Source organism: Brevundimonas sp. DC300-4, from assembly GCF_049897365.1.
In the GTDB taxonomy this organism is placed as follows: Bacteria; Pseudomonadota; Alphaproteobacteria; order Caulobacterales; family Caulobacteraceae; genus Brevundimonas.
The window spans coordinates 203,952-220,067 of sequence record NZ_JAFCWC010000002.1 but is presented as its reverse complement, the minus strand read 5'-3'; the positions used below and the strand labels follow the sequence as shown (position 1 = coordinate 220,067).

At 66.7% G+C, this 16,116-nt stretch carries 23 protein-coding genes and 1 pseudogene; all 24 read right to left on the bottom strand.

Annotated features, from left to right (window positions below):
- Positions 1-3: 3 nt before the first annotated feature.
- The 24 genes and pseudogenes from ACP7AZ_RS04610 to ACP7AZ_RS04495 all read right to left on the bottom strand — a co-directional run bounded on the left by ACP7AZ_RS04610 (position 4) and on the right by ACP7AZ_RS04495 (position 16,113).
- Positions 4-456 carry a DUF6950 family protein gene (locus ACP7AZ_RS04610; protein WP_426036517.1) on the bottom strand — a complete coding sequence of 151 codons (453 nt, stop codon included), beginning with the start codon at positions 454-456 and terminating at the stop codon, positions 4-6.
- Positions 456-1,079 (bottom strand): hypothetical protein, encoded by a 624-nt coding sequence (locus ACP7AZ_RS04605; RefSeq protein ID WP_426036515.1) that lies wholly within the window; start codon positions 1,077-1,079, stop codon positions 456-458. The genes ACP7AZ_RS04610 and ACP7AZ_RS04605 overlap by 1 nt, the downstream gene beginning before the upstream one ends.
- On the bottom strand, positions 1,079-1,669 hold the full coding sequence (locus tag ACP7AZ_RS04600) for a hypothetical protein (RefSeq protein ID WP_426036513.1): 591 nt from the start codon (positions 1,667-1,669) through the stop codon (positions 1,079-1,081). Before ACP7AZ_RS04600 ends, ACP7AZ_RS04605 begins: the two co-directional genes overlap by 1 nt.
- On the bottom strand, positions 1,669-4,089 hold the full coding sequence (locus tag ACP7AZ_RS04595) for a phage tail length tape measure family protein (protein WP_426036511.1): 2,421 nt from the start codon (positions 4,087-4,089) through the stop codon (positions 1,669-1,671). Before ACP7AZ_RS04595 ends, ACP7AZ_RS04600 begins: the two co-directional genes overlap by 1 nt.
- Positions 4,076-4,312, bottom strand: a complete 237-nt coding sequence (locus ACP7AZ_RS04590) for a hypothetical protein (RefSeq protein ID WP_426036509.1) — start codon at positions 4,310-4,312, stop codon at positions 4,076-4,078. The genes ACP7AZ_RS04595 and ACP7AZ_RS04590 overlap by 14 nt, the downstream gene beginning before the upstream one ends.
- A 107-nt stretch (positions 4,313-4,419) precedes the next feature.
- Positions 4,420-4,731: a hypothetical protein gene (locus ACP7AZ_RS04585; protein ID WP_426036507.1), complete on the bottom strand. Its 312-nt coding sequence runs from the start codon at positions 4,729-4,731 to the stop codon at positions 4,420-4,422.
- A gap of 2 nt (positions 4,732-4,733) precedes the next feature.
- A complete protein-coding gene (locus ACP7AZ_RS04580) occupies positions 4,734-5,171 on the bottom strand; it encodes a phage tail tube protein (protein ID WP_426036505.1) in 438 nt (145 codons plus the stop codon).
- Positions 5,172-5,182: 11 nt separating this feature from the next.
- A complete protein-coding gene (gene gp17 / locus ACP7AZ_RS04575; protein ID WP_426036503.1) occupies positions 5,183-5,578 on the bottom strand; it encodes a tail completion protein gp17 in 396 nt (131 codons plus the stop codon).
- The gene (locus ACP7AZ_RS04570) at positions 5,578-5,823 is read right to left on the bottom strand and encodes a hypothetical protein (RefSeq protein ID WP_426036501.1); all 246 of its coding nucleotides are present in this window, start codon (positions 5,821-5,823) and stop codon (positions 5,578-5,580) included. The genes gp17 and ACP7AZ_RS04570 overlap by 1 nt, the downstream gene beginning before the upstream one ends.
- Before the next feature lie 3 nt (positions 5,824-5,826).
- Positions 5,827-6,249: an HK97-gp10 family putative phage morphogenesis protein gene (locus ACP7AZ_RS04565; protein ID WP_426036499.1), complete on the bottom strand. Its 423-nt coding sequence runs from the start codon at positions 6,247-6,249 to the stop codon at positions 5,827-5,829.
- 7 nt (positions 6,250-6,256) lie between these two features.
- Complete coding sequence (locus tag ACP7AZ_RS04560) at positions 6,257-6,595, bottom strand: phage head closure protein (protein WP_426036497.1); 339 nt, start codon at positions 6,593-6,595, stop codon at positions 6,257-6,259.
- Between the two features lie 4 nt (positions 6,596-6,599).
- Entirely contained in the window at positions 6,600-7,187 is a 588-nt protein-coding gene (locus ACP7AZ_RS04555; RefSeq protein ID WP_426036495.1) for a head-tail connector protein, read from the bottom strand.
- 4 nt (positions 7,188-7,191) lie between these two features.
- Positions 7,192-7,578: a hypothetical protein gene (locus tag ACP7AZ_RS04550; RefSeq protein ID WP_426036493.1), complete on the bottom strand. Its 387-nt coding sequence runs from the start codon at positions 7,576-7,578 to the stop codon at positions 7,192-7,194.
- A 92-nt stretch (positions 7,579-7,670) separates the two neighbouring features.
- Positions 7,671-8,947 (bottom strand): annotated as a pseudogene (locus tag ACP7AZ_RS04545) (phage major capsid protein).
- A 13-nt stretch (positions 8,948-8,960) separates the two neighbouring features.
- Positions 8,961-9,818: a head maturation protease, ClpP-related gene (locus tag ACP7AZ_RS04540; RefSeq protein ID WP_426036491.1), complete on the bottom strand. Its 858-nt coding sequence runs from the start codon at positions 9,816-9,818 to the stop codon at positions 8,961-8,963.
- On the bottom strand, positions 9,796-10,611 hold the full coding sequence (locus ACP7AZ_RS04535; RefSeq protein ID WP_426036489.1) for a phage portal protein: 816 nt from the start codon (positions 10,609-10,611) through the stop codon (positions 9,796-9,798). Before ACP7AZ_RS04535 ends, ACP7AZ_RS04540 begins: the two co-directional genes overlap by 23 nt.
- The gene (locus ACP7AZ_RS04530; protein ID WP_426036487.1) at positions 10,509-11,060 is read right to left on the bottom strand and encodes a phage portal protein; all 552 of its coding nucleotides are present in this window, start codon (positions 11,058-11,060) and stop codon (positions 10,509-10,511) included. The genes ACP7AZ_RS04535 and ACP7AZ_RS04530 overlap by 103 nt, the downstream gene beginning before the upstream one ends.
- Before the next feature lie 10 nt (positions 11,061-11,070).
- Positions 11,071-12,708, bottom strand: a complete 1,638-nt coding sequence (locus ACP7AZ_RS04525) for a terminase large subunit (protein WP_426036485.1) — start codon at positions 12,706-12,708, stop codon at positions 11,071-11,073.
- The gene (locus ACP7AZ_RS04520) at positions 12,708-13,253 is read right to left on the bottom strand and encodes a phage terminase small subunit P27 family (RefSeq protein ID WP_426036483.1); all 546 of its coding nucleotides are present in this window, start codon (positions 13,251-13,253) and stop codon (positions 12,708-12,710) included. The genes ACP7AZ_RS04525 and ACP7AZ_RS04520 overlap by 1 nt, the downstream gene beginning before the upstream one ends.
- Before the next feature lie 239 nt (positions 13,254-13,492).
- Positions 13,493-13,867, bottom strand: coding sequence for a hypothetical protein (locus ACP7AZ_RS04515; RefSeq protein WP_426036481.1), 375 nt, complete (start codon positions 13,865-13,867; stop codon positions 13,493-13,495).
- Positions 13,868-13,953: 86 nt separating this feature from the next.
- Positions 13,954-14,508, bottom strand: a complete 555-nt coding sequence (locus ACP7AZ_RS04510; RefSeq protein WP_426036479.1) for a transcription termination/antitermination NusG family protein — start codon at positions 14,506-14,508, stop codon at positions 13,954-13,956.
- Entirely contained in the window at positions 14,505-15,584 is a 1,080-nt protein-coding gene (locus tag ACP7AZ_RS04505) for a helix-turn-helix domain-containing protein (protein ID WP_426036477.1), read from the bottom strand. Before ACP7AZ_RS04505 ends, ACP7AZ_RS04510 begins: the two co-directional genes overlap by 4 nt.
- A complete protein-coding gene (locus ACP7AZ_RS04500) occupies positions 15,581-15,889 on the bottom strand; it encodes a hypothetical protein (RefSeq protein ID WP_426036475.1) in 309 nt (102 codons plus the stop codon). Before ACP7AZ_RS04500 ends, ACP7AZ_RS04505 begins: the two co-directional genes overlap by 4 nt.
- Positions 15,886-16,113: a hypothetical protein gene (locus ACP7AZ_RS04495; RefSeq protein WP_426036473.1), complete on the bottom strand. Its 228-nt coding sequence runs from the start codon at positions 16,111-16,113 to the stop codon at positions 15,886-15,888. The genes ACP7AZ_RS04500 and ACP7AZ_RS04495 overlap by 4 nt, the downstream gene beginning before the upstream one ends.
- Positions 16,114-16,116: the final 3 nt, after the last annotated feature.

The window sequence follows — 16,116 nt, the reverse complement described above, 5'->3', positions numbered from 1 at the left end:
CCATCAGATGACCCTCCAGGCGATAGGTCCGATGTCGTCACGGGCAAACCCGGTGATGCTGGTCAGCACCTCGCAGGTGTCCGTCAGGCCGGTGAAGGCCAAGGCCTCGCCGTTGCCCATCGACACGGCCAGCGCCCCCACCTTGTGGTCGGTCTCCAGCGCGATCAGATCGGCGGGCCGCGCCATGGCGGGGGCGATGCGCGGCAGACCCAGGCTATCGACGGCGGTGATCAAGTCTGCGAACCCAAGCGCCTTCAGGATGCGCAGCCCATCGGCCTCGTTCTTCCAGCGCAGCCCCTTGGCGAAGGGAACCGGGACGCGGACGCCGCGCAGGGCATGAATGGCCAGACGCGGGCAGTCGTGAACGCCGGGCTTGTAGACCTTGCCCTGGAACCGCGCCCGGCAGGCTTCGGCCGCCCGCACGCGCAGGCGATTTTCGACGATGCGGTTGTCCATCAGTAAGCCTGCGTGACTTCGCCGCCGCCGCCGGTGAAGCCTCCGCCGGAGGTCACCCCGCTGGGCTGGGCCCGACGCCAGTAGATCTTGCGCTTCAGGCCGGTGACGTGGATCAGGCCCAGCTCGCCAGGCCAGACGTAGGAGTGGTGGGAGTGCGAGAGACGGCGCTGCTGGTTCGGTTCGTTCAACAGGGCCTCCTCGGTCGCGCACTCCAGGATGACCTCCCAGCTCTCGCCGTTGATGATCCGCGGGAAGTCGACCTGGCCCCGGAAAAGCAGGTCGGGCTCGCCGATCAACAGGCCGGTCTCAGGGGCCACCGACGCATCCCAGATCGAGACCTTTGACCGCTGATGCTTTCGGTCCGCGACTTCGGCCAGGGCGGCTTCGGATGCCGGGAAGATCGAGAGGTTGCAGCGTGAGTTCTGGTTGTCGATCCCGTCCTCGAATGTCGGCAGATCGCCGAGGACGCCGTAATCGGCATGGCGGTCCAGATAGACTTCGCCGGCCCAGATCAGGAACCCGCCCGTGCTCCACAGGGCGGTGAAGCCGTTGGCCTCCCATCGGATCAACTGGACCAGCCAGACGGCCGGCAGCGAGCGCGCGGCAATGGAGGCGGAGTCCATCAGTCACGTTCCTCGAGCAGGAACTTGAGCCGGACCAGCCGATCGGCGGCGATCTCAAGGCTGCTTTGGTCGACGGTTGCATAGCCCTCGGCCTTGGGCTGCTGGATCGCGACCACGGCGCTGTTCGCGGGTGAGCGGCGGAGCATGGTGCGCAGCGGGACGGTGACGTTGCCGCTACCATCGACGGTCACGGCGGACCGGGCCTTGTAGGCGTACCACTGGCCGGAGACCTGGAACGACAGCCACTGACCCTTGCGGATCAGATAGCCGACCGTCAGGCCCTTCAGTGACAGGGACATCCCGGCCTGACCCGAGCCGTTGATCTGGGGCGAACCCGGTTCGCCTGTATCGAGGCCGGGCTGCAGAATCTCCATCACGACCGTCTCGTGCTCGGACAGCAGGTCGTCCCACGCCAGGCTGTCGGCATAGGTCATGGGCGGCATCTGGCAGTCCCACGCCCAGCGCGTGCCGGGGCGGAGGACGCGCGTGACGGGCCCGCGTGACGCCGGCCGCATCTCGCCCCGCGCGCTGATCGGATAGGGCGTCATCGCCGACGGACGCGGCGTGGTGGGCAGGACCAGACCGGCCATCAGCGAACCTTTCGACCGACAGTGTGCTGCTGCTGCTGGGCCGTCTGGCTCATCGTCAGCTTCGGCGCGCCCGTCATGGCGCGGCCGTAGGTGTCGTTGTCGCGCTGCTGGATCTCGTTCCAGAACTCCGGCGTCATCAGGTTTCCACTGAAGTTGTAGGTGTTGCCGCTCCCAGCGCCTTTGCCGATTTCTGACAGGCTGACAGCGGGTGATCCCAAGGCCGCTGAACCCATCGCCTTCGATCCTGCGGCCAGCGCCGGCGCGCCTGACGGGGTGCCCATGCTGAAGACGTTGGGGATGGCGGAGACGATGCTGGACCAGCTAAATCCGCCGCCCTTCAACCCCTTGAACAAAGCTTCGCCAACGCTGGCCAGGCTCGACCGGAGCACGTCCGACAGCATGTCGAGGAAGGCGCCGCGAATGTCCCCACTCAGCGCGCGCTCCATGTCGTAGGCGAACTGGTCGCCGAACCGGCGGGCGGTATCGTCGAAAGCGTCTTGCGACTTCTGCAGGCCATCCTTCAGGGCCTTGGAGATGTCGAGGTTGTCGTGACCCAATGCCTCCCCGATGCGAATGGTCGGCGTGTTGGTCAGGTTCTCGCCCGCCGCTCCTGCAATGAGCTGATCGCCGAGGCGTCGCGAGATACCTTGTTGAGGGTCGGCAACAGCTCGGTTGATCGTCGCCACGGTATTCGCAAGGTCTCGGGCGGCTCGCTCGGAGTCCGTCAGCAGGCCCTCCATGATCCGTGCGACATCGTCTCGCAGGGCCTCGAAGGTGCTCTTGACCGCATCGGTGGCGCGCGCGGCAGGCGTGACCATGCCCGCGTCCAGCTTCGCCATCCATTCGGCGACGCCTTCGACCATGTCAGGGACGTAGGAGTGACCGACGACGGCGTCGTACATCTGGAAGAAGGCGTCGCTGACGAGACGCACCTTGCGGATGACGTTGTCGAAGACCTCGACCAGCTTGCGGCCGAGCCAGCCTTTCACCTCCTCGACCATGCGGCCGACAACGCGGCCGATGCCGGGGAAGACGGCTTCGATGATGTTTCCGATGCCGCGCACCATCGTCATGACGAGTGATCCGGCCGCGTTCCACGCTTCCGTCCAGTCGCCTTTAAAGAGCGCGGTGATGATCCGTAGGGCAGCGGCAATGATCGAGAATGCGTTGCCGACACCAGCGGCCAGGACTTGCAAGGCGCGAAGGATGATCGGGCCGAACGCGATCAGAAGCAGCTTGGCGAGCCCGGCGAGGATCGGCCCGACGACGTCAACGACGGCCTTGATGGCGGGGCCGAGAGCGGCGAACGCTTCCTTGGCGGCGGCCATGATTTTCTGGAGCGCCGGGCCGAGCGCAGCTTCAGCCGCGGCTCGGAACTCGGCGAAGACCGGGGCGAGGTCGTCGCGGAACAGATAGATCGCAGCGGCAATGGCGGCGCCGGCGGCCACGAAGGGGATGGCGGCGGCGGCGAACCCCGCCAGGCCAGCCAGAACGCCACCGGCGGCAAATGCCGTCGCGAGGGTGCCGAGCGCGCCAACGACCGCGCCGACCACGACAAGGGCGGGGCCGAGGGCAGCGGCAACGGCAAGCGCGGCGACCGCGAACATCTTGGCTGCGGGCGACAGGCCGTTGAACCGATCAGCCAGCGCGGCGACGCCGTCGAGAAGGGGCTTCAGGCGGTTGTTGATGATCGCGCCCATCGACTCCGACAGGTCGTTCAGGCTGTCGCGGATCTTGTCGTAGGGGTCTGTATTCTGGGCAGCCGCAGCGGCGCCGCCGAACTGGCGCTCCAGCTCGGCCAGCATGATGGATTGGGCCCCGGCGACATTCCCTGCAGCAACCATAGACTTGATCGTGGCCTTCTGGGCTTCGGTAAACTGGATGCCCGCCCGTCCGAGGGCAGCGAGACCCTTCACGGGCGCGTTGAGGGCCCTTCCGACCATGAGCGTGGCGCTCTGGAGGTCGGTGCCCATGCGGGTGGCCAGATCAACGGCGGCTTGCTGGGCGCGGTCGAACTGTTCCCCTGCCACATTGCCGAAGGTCAAGAGGTTCGCCGTGACCTTCCGCAGAATGTCGTCGTCGTCATAGAGGGACTGCCGCATGAGGCCGCTGGCGAGACCGGCCAGCTGCTCCTTGGTTCGGCCGGATGCGCCGCCCATGGACGTCAACGCGGCCTCGACCTGGCCCATGGCGTCGGCTGCCTCGGTGGCCGCCTTGGACGCGGCGAAGCCGGCGGCAATGAGCGGCGCAGTGATCGCCGCCGTCATCCCGGCGCCGACGACCGCCATGGTCTGGCCGACGCGCTGCATCGACCGGCCCATGTCGTTGAGGCGCTTCTGTGCGGCCTTCATGCCGTCGGCGAAGGCCCCGCTGTCGAGACCCAGAGTGACGCGAAGGGCGCCGACTTCAGCTGTTGCCACGGGGGCCTCCCATCTTCTCGCCCGCGCGCCGCCAACTGGCGAACGCGGCTCTCATCTGTTCCGGGGTCTGGATCATCGGGACCGGCTTGTTGGCCGTCAGGCTGTCCAGCGTCGGCATCTTCTTCGGACTGTGGTGGGCGAAGGCGACCAGACTTGCGGTCGTGTGCGCCAGCCAGGCGTCGCGACGATGCTGGCTTTCGGCAGCCCGGCTCTTGGCTTCCATCGCGACGCGGTAGAGGCGCGGGGTCTGAGCCCAGAAGCGATCCGGATCAAAACCCGCCTCTACCCACAGCCCTATTGCGCGGTCCCAGCTCCAGGGCTCGGCCGCGCCTACTGAGGGGACGAGGTCTTGTCGCCGCCCCCGAACGATGCAGCGAACGCCTCGGCGACGTATCCTCCAGCCTTCTCGATCCCGACGCCCTGGATCAGATTGCCCGCGTCGGTCAGCGACAGGCCCGGGTGGTGCTTGGCCAGACCGGCGGCAAACACGGCCCTGATGGCCTTCGGCGACTTTATTTCGATGGTGCCGTCCATGAGGCCCGGCATCTCGTCTTCAAGGTCGCACAGGGCATTGAAGTCGAGGACCAGCTTGTAAGGCTCCCCCTCGACCTGAAACCCGACTTCTCCCTTCACGACGGCCACGGTTAGGCGGCCGGCGTATAGGTGGGCAGGCCGGAGACCTGAATGGGGAGGGTGAAACGACGGACGCTGTCGACCTCGATAGCGTCGGACGGCTTGCCGGTGACGATGCCGCCGAACGACTCCACGCCGCCGTCGGGATATTCGATCTCGAACTCCTGCAACTCGTCCTCAAGGAACAGGCCGGACGCGATCTCATAGGCCGCGTCGGTGTGGTTGAGCGTCACCGAGGCCTCGCCGCCGGTGCGTAGCGTGCCAATGAACTCGCGCGTGCCGTTCGGCGACGCAAGGTGGGTCACGTCCGCCGTCTCGCGGGTCGGCTGCGGGGGCTGGATCGAAACCGCCTCACCGAGGATCGCGAAGACCTTGGGCGTCACGGCCAGGGCGGACGTGCGGTAACGGAAGATCGTGCCGAGGCCGATCGTGGCTTGTGAAACTGCCATGGCGGGTTCTCCTATATTGCCGAGGCGTGATGGACCGCCAGATCGAGGCTGGTCCGGAAAAGAGGCGTGCCGTTTAGGTCGTCGCTGTCGTCGCGTTCGTCGACGACGAGGATGGCGTCGAAGCGGATAGGGTCCTGAACGAAGTGCGTGCCGGAGACCGAGGCCTCGACGGCGCGGGCGGCGCGCTTGGCATCGGCGAAGGTGGCGGCCCAGCAGTCGACCTGGACGCGGCTAGCGACCAGACCGGAGGCCCCGCCAAGGTGATAGTCGCGGTTGCCGTCGATCCGATGGAGGACGATGGCGGGGAGGGTGCCGCCTTGTGCGCGACGTCCCCAGGTGATGCGGTCGGAGACCAGTGCGGTGATGCCGGCCTGACCCAGCAGGTAGGCGACGAGGGCTTCTTCCATCAGTCCGACACCCTGATCTCGTAACGACCTTTGTGGAGAAAGATCGCCACCTGATCTGGCTCGGCCGGATCGATGTAAAACCCGTTGTCGGCCGTGCGCCGGCAGGACATCAGCCAGCCTTCGGAGGCGCTGCACTCGACGACGTCCAGAACTTCGCAACCGGTGTCCAGGTCGACGACCCGGATGCAGCCGTATGGAAACGGCGAGGGAACCTCGCCGGCCAGGGCGTATGGAATCGTCTGCATCCGCTACCCCTTCGCGGCCAGACGGGCCGTCTTTCGCGCGAGCCGGTCGGCGGCCTTCTTGATCTCGTCCCAGAAGTCGGCGGCGAGACCGCTCGGCAGATCATGCTTTCCGCGATCCCATGCGGGACGGGCGAAGGGCTGCGGGCCGTGTTGGCTGGTCCCGAACTCTTGCAGGTGAGCCTGCGGCTGACGGCCGGGGCCGGCGTAGGCTTCGACTTCAGAGACCTTGCGTCGGCTCTTCGGCTTCTTCGTCGTGACCGTGATGCTTTCGCGGAGCTCGGAGAGATGAATGGGCGCGTGGGCCTTCATGTCGTCGGCAATGGGCTGCAGCCGCCTCACAGCGACCCGCCGCATCACGTTCCGGCCCGTGGCCTTCGGCAGCTGGCCCAGCGCGTCGTTGACCTCTCGGAGGCCTTCGATCTTCACCGTCCAGCTACGCGCCGCCATCGCCACGCGCCGTACAGGTGATTTCCAGAGCGACCTTCCGGCCCTCGGCCTCTTTGACGTTGAGGATGGCGTAGGTCACGCCCTTGAAGATGAGACGATCCTTCGGGTTCAGGTCGGCGACCTGGCTCGAATACCGGATGGTGAAGCGACCGCTCAGCCCTGCCGCCGTCTCGCCGGCGCGGAACTTCTCGCCGTCACGGATCGGCTCATAGGCGGCCCAGACGGTAGCGAGCAGGGTCCAGGTTTCGACATCGGTGTTGAAGTCGTCCTTCGTCGTGGTGGACCGCTCCAGCATGATGCGTCGGTCCAGTGATCCTGCGCGCATGGCTTCAGACCCCTACGCGCCGGTACGGCGCGATCAGCGCCGCCACGGTCGGGTTTTCGGCGACGATCGTGCCGGTCACCACCCCCTCGCGGCTCGCATACAGATCCCCGACCATCAGCAGGATCGCCGCCGTGATCGGGGCCGGAACAGACGAACCCGGTTCGCCGCAGGTGAAGGTCACGGACACGGTCCCGGTCTGGTCCCGCGTCGCGGGCCAGTTGACCCCGTGAACCGTCTCGACGAACGACCCCAGGGCGTCGGTCCGCAGGACATAGTCCTCATCATCGAGCGTCAAGGTCAGGCCGTCAGGATCGACACAGGTCACGCCGGTCACGGTCGCCGCCGGCATCGGCAGGCGCAGCCGGGGCTCGAACCGGTCGAACACCTGTGACCAGGTCTGGGTCACCAGGGCGCGCCCCAGAACCCCGCTCCAGCCGTCCAGATGCGCCGTCGCCGCGTCGATGAATGCCTGTATCAGGGTATCTTCGTCGCCATGGTCGACCCGCAGGTGTGTCTTGGCCTCGGTCAGGCTGACCGGGGCCGAGGTCGGCGCGACCGTCCGCACGGGACTATAGGCGAACGATCGCGCCATCGGCTCAGGCGACCGGGCCGTTCGTCGGGTGCCCCTTGAGGCACACGATGCCGGCGATGATCGAGGTGCCGCTGTTTTTCGTGATGGCGTGGCGAACGTAGCGTTTCCCGCCCTTGTAGCCGACCCGATAGACCGTATCGGCCGCAAGGCTGGCCGGCAGCGCGCCCAGCAGGTCAGCCGCCGCGCAGTCGGTGAAGTCGCCCGACGTGGTCGTGGAGGAGTGCTGCACCTTGACGGTATAGTCGCCGGCCGCGGCGATGGCGCCGGTGTTGACGATGAACTCTGCCGAGTCGAAGCCCTGCAGATCGATTGCGGCGCCGTTGGCGGTTGCAGCGATGGCCGCCGGGATAAGGGAGACGACGGGCGAGATGTTGGAGTGAAGGTCTTTCATGGACCTGCCTTTCGATGTTTGGGATTTCAGAAGGGGCAGTCCGGCGGGCGACGCTGGGTCACCCGCCGTCGGATCAGGCCGTCAGGCCCGGATCAGGCCGCGACCTTCAGCAGCTTGATCGCCTCGAAGTTGGTGACCCCGCCGCCGACACGCTTCGTGGTGTAGAAGTGGACGAAAGGCTTGTTGGTGTAGGGATCGCGCAGGACGCGGATGCCGAAGCGATCCACGATCGTATAGCCGCGCTTGAAGTCGCCGAAGGCGGCGACCAGGGCATTGGCGGCCACGGCCGGCATGTTGTCGTCGGTATAGACCGGCTTGCCGAGAACGGTCGCGACCTCAGCCGCCGCCGTCGGCGGAGCCCACAGGAAGTTTCCGTCCGCGTCCTTGAACTTGCGCACGGTCGCCATGGTTGGGTCCGACATCAGGAACGAGGCGTTGTTCCGATAGGGAGCCTTCAGGGCATAGTAGAGATCGACCAGGGCGTCGGCCTTGCTGACGGTCGCCGATGTGTCGGCGAAGTCGGCGGCCTTGCCCGTGACCACGAAGCCGAGACCGCCCCAGGCATAAGAGGCGTTGGCGGCATTGGTGTAGGACAGCAGGCCGCGCGGTTGCAGGACGCCGTCGCCGCTGATGAAGGCCTCGCCTTCCTGCTCGGCGAACTCGATCGAGACTTCGTCCGCCAGCCAGGCCGCGATGTCCACCCGGGCGTCGTCCAAAGGGTCTGGGTCGCCGCCGGATTGGCGTACAATTCCTTGGCGTTGATGACGATCTCGCGCAGCGTCGGCGAACCCGTTTCAGGGCGGGCCTGCTCTTCGCCGACCCAGCCCGAACCGGCGCCGCCCATGTTGACCAGCTTCTTGTAGGAGCCGCTGGAGATGTTGATCACGCGCGACAGGGACCGCATCGTCGAGACCGTGCCGAGGACGCGGTCGATGCCGGTCTCGACCTCTTCCGGGACCAGGTAGCCGCCGTCTGGATCGGACTGGGTCGTCAGCTTGGCGTTGACCTCCAGCTCGCGGATGTTGGCGGCGGTGTCGCCCTTGCGGAAGAAGCGATCGAACGCGGTCGCATGGGCCGCGACAGCCGGGTCGGCGGTCGAGCCGCCCCCTCCGATCCTCATCGCGGCCTGGGCGGCGTTCACATCGTCGAGCGCCTTCTGCAGCTTCGTGATCTCGGCGTTGATCCTGTCGACCTTCTCGGTCTTCACGACATCGTCCTGGCCCTTCTTCAGCTCGGCCAGCTTCTCGTTCTGTTCAGCCTTGAAAGTCTCGAAGGTCTGCGACAGGTCGGTCAGGATTTCGGCGGCAGGGCGAGCATCGGCGCGCGCGGCCACGACACCGCGAGTGCGGCGGATGGATTGTTTGGTCATGGGATGGCCCTCCTTAGGCCTTCAGCAGGTCGGTGAACCGCTTGGCAGCGGCAGCGAGTTGGCCTGCATCGCGCTCGGCCGGGGTAGGGCGACTTGCATCACGCGGGGTCGCGGTCAGTTCGGCGAGGACGTCGGAACGGTCGCCGCGAGACAGGCCGGATTTCGCCAGCGCCGCCTCGACCTTTCGCCGGGCCATGACGGCCCGGTCGGGATGGCTCGCCGCAGACGCCTCTGTCGGGGCGCTGCGGCCTTCGTCGATGGAGTCGGCGAAGCCATTCTTCACGGCCTCGGACGGACCCATGAAGGTCTCCGCATCCATCAGCTTCACGATGGCCTTGCGGTCCATGCCGGTGCGGGCTTGGTAGATGTCGGCGATGGCGCTGTCGAAGCCGTCGAACAGGTCCGCGCCGCCGCGCATGTCGTGGCGGTTGCCGACCACGACGCCCCAGGCGTTGTGAACCATCATGAAGGTGCCCAGGCCCATGCGGATGTCGTCGCCGGCCATGGCGATGATCGACGCGGCCGAGGCGGCCCAGCCCATCACCTCGACCGTCACCTTGGCGGGGTGATCCCGCAGAAGGTTGTAGATCGCGATCCCCTCGAACATGTCGCCGCCGGGCGAGTTGATCTTGACCGTCACGGGGCTGGTGCCAATCTGGCGCAGGGCCGCCCCCATGCGCTTGGCCGTGAAGCCGCCGCCGGTCCACCAGTCCTCGCCGATCACGTCATAGATCGAGACAGTGTTGGGGTCGTCGGCCTCCGCCGCCTGCGGGGTATCGGCCCACTTTGCCAGGACGTCCGACGGGGCGTCCCACTGGAAGTTGGCCGGCTTCTGGAAGGCTTTCACCTCAGGCAGTTTGCGCAGGCTCATCACGACCCCCTGTTTGGCTGTTCGCGCCGGCCGTGTTCGGCGGCGGATAAAAGATGTCGCCGCCGTCGCGAGGGTTCAGGTCCTCGAGCGCGCGGATTTCGTTCGGGCTGGAGACGCCCCACTGAAGGGCCTTCACGTGGGCTTCCCAGCGGGTCTTGATGTCGCCCTTAACTAGCGACGCCCGGTTGAACCTGGCATAGAGATCGCCTTCGTCCTCCAGGATCAGATCCCGGTTGATCGTCTCCTCCCAGGTCGTCAGGTCGTCTTCCGAGGTGAAGGTGACGAACCCCTGCGTCTGAGCGTCGATGCCGGTGCCCCAGCTCGTCGATTTCTCGGTGTCGCCGATCATGTGCGGCGGGACGCCGAAGAACATGGCGATGTCAGAGCGCGAGAACTTCCGGCTTTCGATCCACTGCGCGTCCTCGGCCGTCATGGCCATCGGCGTGTAGGTCATCCCCTCTTCGAGGATCAGGGCCTTGCCCTCCTCTTCGCCGCCGGATCGGAAGGCCTCGAGGCTGGCGCGAAGGAGCGCCTGACCGTCCGGTCCCAGCTTCCCCTGGTGCGAGAGCGCCGCACTGACGCGCGCGCCGTTGCGGAAGGTCGAAGCCCCGTGACCTTCCATCGCCAACGACAGGCCGATGGTCTCGCGGGCATAGGTGATCGCCGACACGCCATGGACTCCGTCCAGCGTCAGCCCGACCAGATGGAACATCTCGTCCTGCCGCAGGATGACCCGGCGGCCATCCTTCCGGGTGTAGGTGTAGCCCAGCGACAGATCGTCGGCCTGACGCATTCGACCCGGTCCGGGTAAAGCGGGATCAGTTCGCGAACCGCGCCCCGCGAGACCACCTTCATCGCATAGGCGTTGCCGCGCAGCAGCAGGTGCGCCTGCATCATTCGACGGAACTGGGAAGGCGTCTGCCAGCGGTTCGGGCGGCGGCGCATCAGGGTCCACAGGGGGTGATCGGAAGCGTCCTCGCGCGTCCTGTCATCGACCCTGCGCTTGATGTGCAGGGGCATGTTCGCCGGCACGCCCGACCGGATACGGATGCAGGCATAGACCGCTGCGACCCGCATCGCGCTGTCCGGAGTGACGCGCGCGCCAGAGGCCGAAACCGACCCGGTGCGCAGCGCCTCCTCCAGTTCGGCCGAGGTGTTGATGACGATGCCACCGTCCATGTGCGACACGGCGTTGCGTGGCGCTGGCGCGGACCGTGTGAACAGTTTCGACCAGAAAGCCATTCGACCTCCCTCAGAGGATCAGGAGACCACGGGACTGATATACGGACGGACCCGCGCCCGCTTCTTCCGACCCCGCCAGCGCCAGGGCCGAGACCAGGGCAGCGATGCCGTCGATTTTCTCGGTCGACTTCGACTTCGACGGCTTGATGTTGCCGGCGGCGTCGGTCTCGATCGCGACGTTGCCGGCGCACCACTCCAGGATGGGATGGCCGCCGTGTTCGAACATGTCGCTCAGCAGCAACCGCTCCAGATCCTTCGACGGGCTGGACAGGGTCAGGAACCCTTGCCGGACCTTCTCGGTCGGCAGGCCCTCGCCGGTCAGTTGGATCATCACCTGCGTGGCGTTGAACGGGTCGAAGCCGAAGCGCTCGATCCGAAAGAACTCGGCGTCGGCCAGTATCTGGGCCTTGATGAAATCGTAATCGACGACGTTGCCTTCGGTTGCGATCAGGGCGCCCTCGCGGGCCCATTTGTCATAGGGGACGCGGTCGCGGCGAACCCGGTTCGCGATGGCGGCGGCGGGGACGTAGAAGCGCGGGACGAAGCGCCAAACCTTGACCTCGTCATCCGGCGGAAACACCAGCAGTTGGGCCGCCAGATCGGTCGTGGCGGCCAGGTCGACGGCGCCGAAACAGCGGCGGCCCCGGTTGGCTTCTGCCATTTCCGACCAGTGGACCGGCCCGGCCAAGGTGCGCCACCGATCCATCGGCAGCCAGCGGACCGCCTGTTCGGTCCAGATGTTCAGGTGATAGCGTTTGAAATCGTTCTCGTGCCGGGGCGACTCCTGCGCCCGTTGGCATTCCGCCCTCAGATAGTCGGCCTTGACGCTGACCCCGTAGTTCGGATTGGCGGCGCGCCAGGTCTCCTCCGCCGTCCAGTCCGAGTCCTTTGGCGCGGCATAGATGACCACAAGGGTCTCATCGTCCTCGACGACGCCGTCCTGCACCTTGAGGCAGTATTCGAACTGTTCCCATCCGAACCCCATCCGCTGGCCGGCCGTGGAGATCAGGAACTCGAGCGGCTGGCGGCGGGCTACCGACGACTGGTGGACGAAGGTGTAGAGGTCGCCCGAGGCCCATTCGTGGATCTCGTCGCCGATCAGACCCGACATCGACAAACCGTGTTTGCCCGAGGCGTTTCCTGATAGCGGCTTGAAGCTGGCGTTCAGCTCGGCGCAGTAGATCGAGGGCTTGAAGGTCTGCAACAGGTCCGACAGCGTCGGCGACAGGTTGACCATCGCGCCCGCCTTGGCGAACACCAGCCGGGCCTGATCCTTGTCCTTCGCGATCGAATAGACCTGACCGCCCAGTTCGCCGTCGCCCAGCAGGCACAGCAGCGACACCCCGGCGGCCAGTTCCGTCTTGCCGTTCTTGCGCGGGACCCAGACGAAGGCCCGACGATACCGCCGCGTCCCATCCGCCCGCTTCCAGCCGAACAGCGGACGGATGATGTCGTGTTCCTGCCAGGCTTCCAGGATGAACGGCCGACCGGCCCATTCCCCTTCGGTGAATCTCAGGTGGGTGTGAAAGAACGCCACGGCCGCATCGGCCGCGCGCTGATCATACCAGTTCGGCCCGGCCTCCCAGCGCGTCGCGACCGGGTTCCAGTTCGCCGTCGCACCGACCGCCCTCGGCTGCTCCGGCGTCATCAGTTCAACAGCCCGACCGGGCTGGCGGGGGCTGCAGGGGCGGCAACGGCGCCCGGCGCATCGGCCTCACGCCGTACGCCGAACAGGTCACCCGCCGGATCAGGCGTCATCGTCCTGGACGCGAAGATCCGCTGGCGCTCGGCCGGGTTCAGCCCGAACACCGCTTCCTGCGACTCCAGCAGCCGGGCCAGCCGGTCGCCGATCAGGAAGGCGGGGTGCGCCCGCTTCAGTTTGCCGTGCGCGCTCTCGCTCTCATAGGTCTCACCCTCCTTGTCCAGGACGGCCTGCATCTTCAGCCAGCGCGCCAGGTTGCGGCAATACCGGGCGAAGCTCTCGGCATCGACTGGCGTCAACAGCTTCAGGCGCGCGACGTTAGGCGCGAGCCGCTTCCAGACCTTCAGACCTTCGCCCTTCAGCCACTCGGGCGCCGCGACGCCGGACGTCGCCGCCAGCGTCGCCGCCGTGTCGACGGCCAGCCTGCGCTTGCCCGGGTTGCCCTTGGCTTCCCTGATCGCGGCCGGAGCCGGCTTAGGCCCTCGCCGCATGGCTGGCCTCCAAAAAAAGTTTCGGGAAACTCGCGGGCGTAAAAATGGTGCGCCCCCGCCGGTCCGTAAGCGGCACGTCGTGGACTTTGGACCCCCCCCCCCCCCGGGTCGGGAGGGCGGCACCGGGTGTGATCGCCTTGCCCGCACTCTGGCCGAGGCCATCCGCGCAGCGGGCTGGACGCGGATCGTCGCCGCGCAGGTCGATCGGTTGGTTCGAGCCCTCGCCCGGTCAGGCCGCTCTAGGATCGCGCGGATGGGAGCGGTGGCAGTCCGAGACGGACCGCGAGGTGGTCGAGGGCCATGCGACCCTTGCGTTCGATGCCCTGCTTGAAGCCGTTGTGGCAGTCCGAGCAGCTGCTGACCCAATAGGTCTTGTTCCAGAAGACGGCCTGATCGCCCTTATGCGGATAGAGGTGGTCGACCAGATCGGCCGCCTTCACCTCATCGACCAGGGCGCAGTAACGACACAACGGGTCGCGCACCCGATGCCCGGCGGCGGCCCTGTCCCAGGAGGCGGTATAGCCCCGCGACCGCGACGATCCCCGCCTCGCGTCATAGAGCTTGTTCGCTTCTGGCCGCGACAGGTTGCCGGCGGGCCTGAAGGTAGGCGGCATGGTCGGCATATGAAAAAGCCCGCCTCGGCTCAGGACCGAAGCGGGCTCGAAATCGGGATGGTCTTAGATGGCTACCGCACCGGCCCTCACGTGATGTGGGCCAGTTGCGTAACGACGCGGTGGGCGCGTCCGAGGAGTTGGACTAGAAGCGCGACGCGATCCTTGTCAACGCGTTCTTCGAAGATTGCATCCATGTCGGCATAGCGCCCGACGCCGATCCGAACGGCATCACCGGCCTTGTGCGAACAGGGTCGATCCGGCGTCTCCGGTTCATCCAGAACGACCAACCCGTTGATTTCACGCGCTTGCAGGCTTTCGATCACCCAGTTCTCGACCGGTCGGGGCCGCGCCTCCACGCCCGATCCGATCGTCAGGACCGACGAAACTCCGATGGTCGAATAGATCGAGCGCCAGCCCGGAGCGTTCAAATCCACGCTCACAAACATCCATCTCGGGAACATCGGACGGGGTTGCGACGGCGAGGCTGCCAAAGCGCGCGTCATCGGCGCCCGCATTGGCAGGTAGGTTTCGAAGCCCTGACGCCCGAGGTGATATTTGGCCAGCTTCTCTTTCCCGGCATGGGTAACGACGGCGTACCAGCTGAACCCGCCTCTCTGCTTGGCGACCTGGGAGGCGATCATCGTTCGTTCCTATGCTGACTGGGTTGGGCCGCCGGGCCTTGGAGGGTGACGTTCAGGGTTGAGAGCGCGCGACCCGCCGCGCTGCGCAGGCGTTCTGCCCCGATGCTAGTCCGACACCGGACAGCCCGATCGGCTTCCACCCAGGACGCGGTGTCGAGATAGCTGACGGCTCCCGCCTCCCCGATCGCATCGACGACCGCCGTGCGGACTTCCGGCGGCCCGTCCCAGCGTCCGGGCGTCACCGGCCCGGCCGTCGAGCCAGCCGCCGTCAGCCAGCCCCGGAATCGATCCTGCGTCAGCCAGCGGTCGAGGTTCATCGCCTTGCCCCGACCGAAGTCCGGGTCGCGGGCCACGGCCGCCAGGACCGCCGCCAGCAGCACCGCCTCGCTTAGCGCCGCTCGCTCAAGCGCCGCGACCCATGCCTGCCAGGACAACGGCGGACTGACCCGCTCCGGAGCCTTGCCTGCCCATGCGTCGCAAGCCTGCTCGAACGCCTCGGACCGAACCTGATCCGGATTGCTCGCGCACGCGCGCACGCCCTGTGTTTGATCTTGAGTAATTCCCTTCCCTATTAGGGTGTCACCGGTGACACCCGTGGGGCGACACCGGTGACGGGGGTCGGGTGTCACCGGTGACGGGGGGCGCTCCCCGCCATGGGTGTCACCGGTGACACCCATAGACCCGGAAGCCTTGGCCAGCTGAGCCTCGCGTTCGGCGATCCGACGACGCACGGTCGAGGCGTGGCCCAGCTCCAGCGGAAGCCGATAGATCGGGATTTTTCGCCCGGCGTACAGGTGGGTTTCGGTCGTCTTGATCAGCAGCCCGGCGTCGACCAGGGCCTGCCGTCCGCGCTCGACCATGCGCGGCTGTTTGTCGATTTCCATCGCCAGGACATCGACCAACACCCACGCCCGCCCCTCGGCATCCGCATAGGAGGCCATGGCGACGAGGACGGCCTTGGCGTTGCTGTCGGCGCGGACCTTGTCCGGCCCGACGACCCCGTCAGCACCCTTCCGCCCCTTCAACACACTCATACACGTCTGGGCCTTGGCCCAGGTCACAGCAACGTCGCTCACCCGATCACCGCCCCCCTGGGAAGCTGGAATTTGCGGATCAGCGCCGTCTGACGCGGGATCTCCGGAATCGCGAACACGGGCGCGGGCGCATCCATCTCGACCAGCTCGCCGGTTTCGAGACGGGTCAGCACATCGATCGCCCGCGCCAGCTGGCCGAGCTCGAGCAGCGTCTGCGACAACAGTTGACGCCGATGCGCGGGGTCGGACGCCTTCAAGGCGTCATCGGCCAGGATCGCCTCGCGGATGTCGCGGACGGCCAGCCTTTCTTCTTTCAGCCGGTTCAGGGCCGCTTCGTACTGGTTCACATCCACCCCCGATCGCGGGCGAGCCAGACCGGCATCGTCCACACATTCTCGTCGCGGCCCTCGCCGCGCGTCGCCTTGCTGAATGGGGCCCAGGCCGCGTCCACGACCTTTCCGGTCGCGCTCAGCAGCCAAGCCTTCGCGCCTGTGCTGTGCAGCGTCAGGGCGAGCGAGACCGACCCGTCCGCAGCGGCGGCCGGCGGCTCATGACCGAACAGGTCCCGCATGCC

Coding starts and splice junctions, on each gene's coding strand:
- ACP7AZ_RS04610 (WP_426036517.1), bottom strand. CDS start 456: ATGGACAACCGCATCGTCGAAAATCGCCTGCGCGTGCGGGCGGCCGAA.
- ACP7AZ_RS04605 (WP_426036515.1), bottom strand. CDS start 1,079: ATGGACTCCGCCTCCATTGCCGCGCGCTCGCTGCCGGCCGTCTGGCTG.
- ACP7AZ_RS04600 (WP_426036513.1), bottom strand. CDS start 1,669: ATGGCCGGTCTGGTCCTGCCCACCACGCCGCGTCCGTCGGCGATGACG.
- ACP7AZ_RS04590 (WP_426036509.1), bottom strand. CDS start 4,312: ATGGAAGCCAAGAGCCGGGCTGCCGAAAGCCAGCATCGTCGCGACGCC.
- ACP7AZ_RS04580 (WP_426036505.1), bottom strand. CDS start 5,171: ATGGCAGTTTCACAAGCCACGATCGGCCTCGGCACGATCTTCCGTTAC.
- gp17 (WP_426036503.1), bottom strand. CDS start 5,578: ATGGAAGAAGCCCTCGTCGCCTACCTGCTGGGTCAGGCCGGCATCACC.
- ACP7AZ_RS04570 (WP_426036501.1), bottom strand. CDS start 5,823: ATGCAGACGATTCCATACGCCCTGGCCGGCGAGGTTCCCTCGCCGTTT.
- ACP7AZ_RS04560 (WP_426036497.1), bottom strand. CDS start 6,595: ATGCGCGCAGGATCACTGGACCGACGCATCATGCTGGAGCGGTCCACC.
- ACP7AZ_RS04555 (WP_426036495.1), bottom strand. CDS start 7,187: ATGGCGCGATCGTTCGCCTATAGTCCCGTGCGGACGGTCGCGCCGACC.
- ACP7AZ_RS04550 (WP_426036493.1), bottom strand. CDS start 7,578: ATGAAAGACCTTCACTCCAACATCTCGCCCGTCGTCTCCCTTATCCCG.
- ACP7AZ_RS04540 (WP_426036491.1), bottom strand. CDS start 9,818: ATGAGCCTGCGCAAACTGCCTGAGGTGAAAGCCTTCCAGAAGCCGGCC.
- ACP7AZ_RS04535 (WP_426036489.1), bottom strand. CDS start 10,611: ATGCGTCAGGCCGACGATCTGTCGCTGGGCTACACCTACACCCGGAAG.
- ACP7AZ_RS04530 (WP_426036487.1), bottom strand. CDS start 11,060: ATGGCTTTCTGGTCGAAACTGTTCACACGGTCCGCGCCAGCGCCACGC.
- ACP7AZ_RS04525 (WP_426036485.1), bottom strand. CDS start 12,708: ATGACGCCGGAGCAGCCGAGGGCGGTCGGTGCGACGGCGAACTGGAAC.
- ACP7AZ_RS04520 (WP_426036483.1), bottom strand. CDS start 13,253: ATGCGGCGAGGGCCTAAGCCGGCTCCGGCCGCGATCAGGGAAGCCAAG.
- ACP7AZ_RS04515 (WP_426036481.1), bottom strand. CDS start 13,867: ATGCCGCCTACCTTCAGGCCCGCCGGCAACCTGTCGCGGCCAGAAGCG.
- ACP7AZ_RS04510 (WP_426036479.1), bottom strand. CDS start 14,508: ATGATCGCCTCCCAGGTCGCCAAGCAGAGAGGCGGGTTCAGCTGGTAC.
- ACP7AZ_RS04495 (WP_426036473.1), bottom strand. CDS start 16,113: ATGCGGGACCTGTTCGGTCATGAGCCGCCGGCCGCCGCTGCGGACGGG.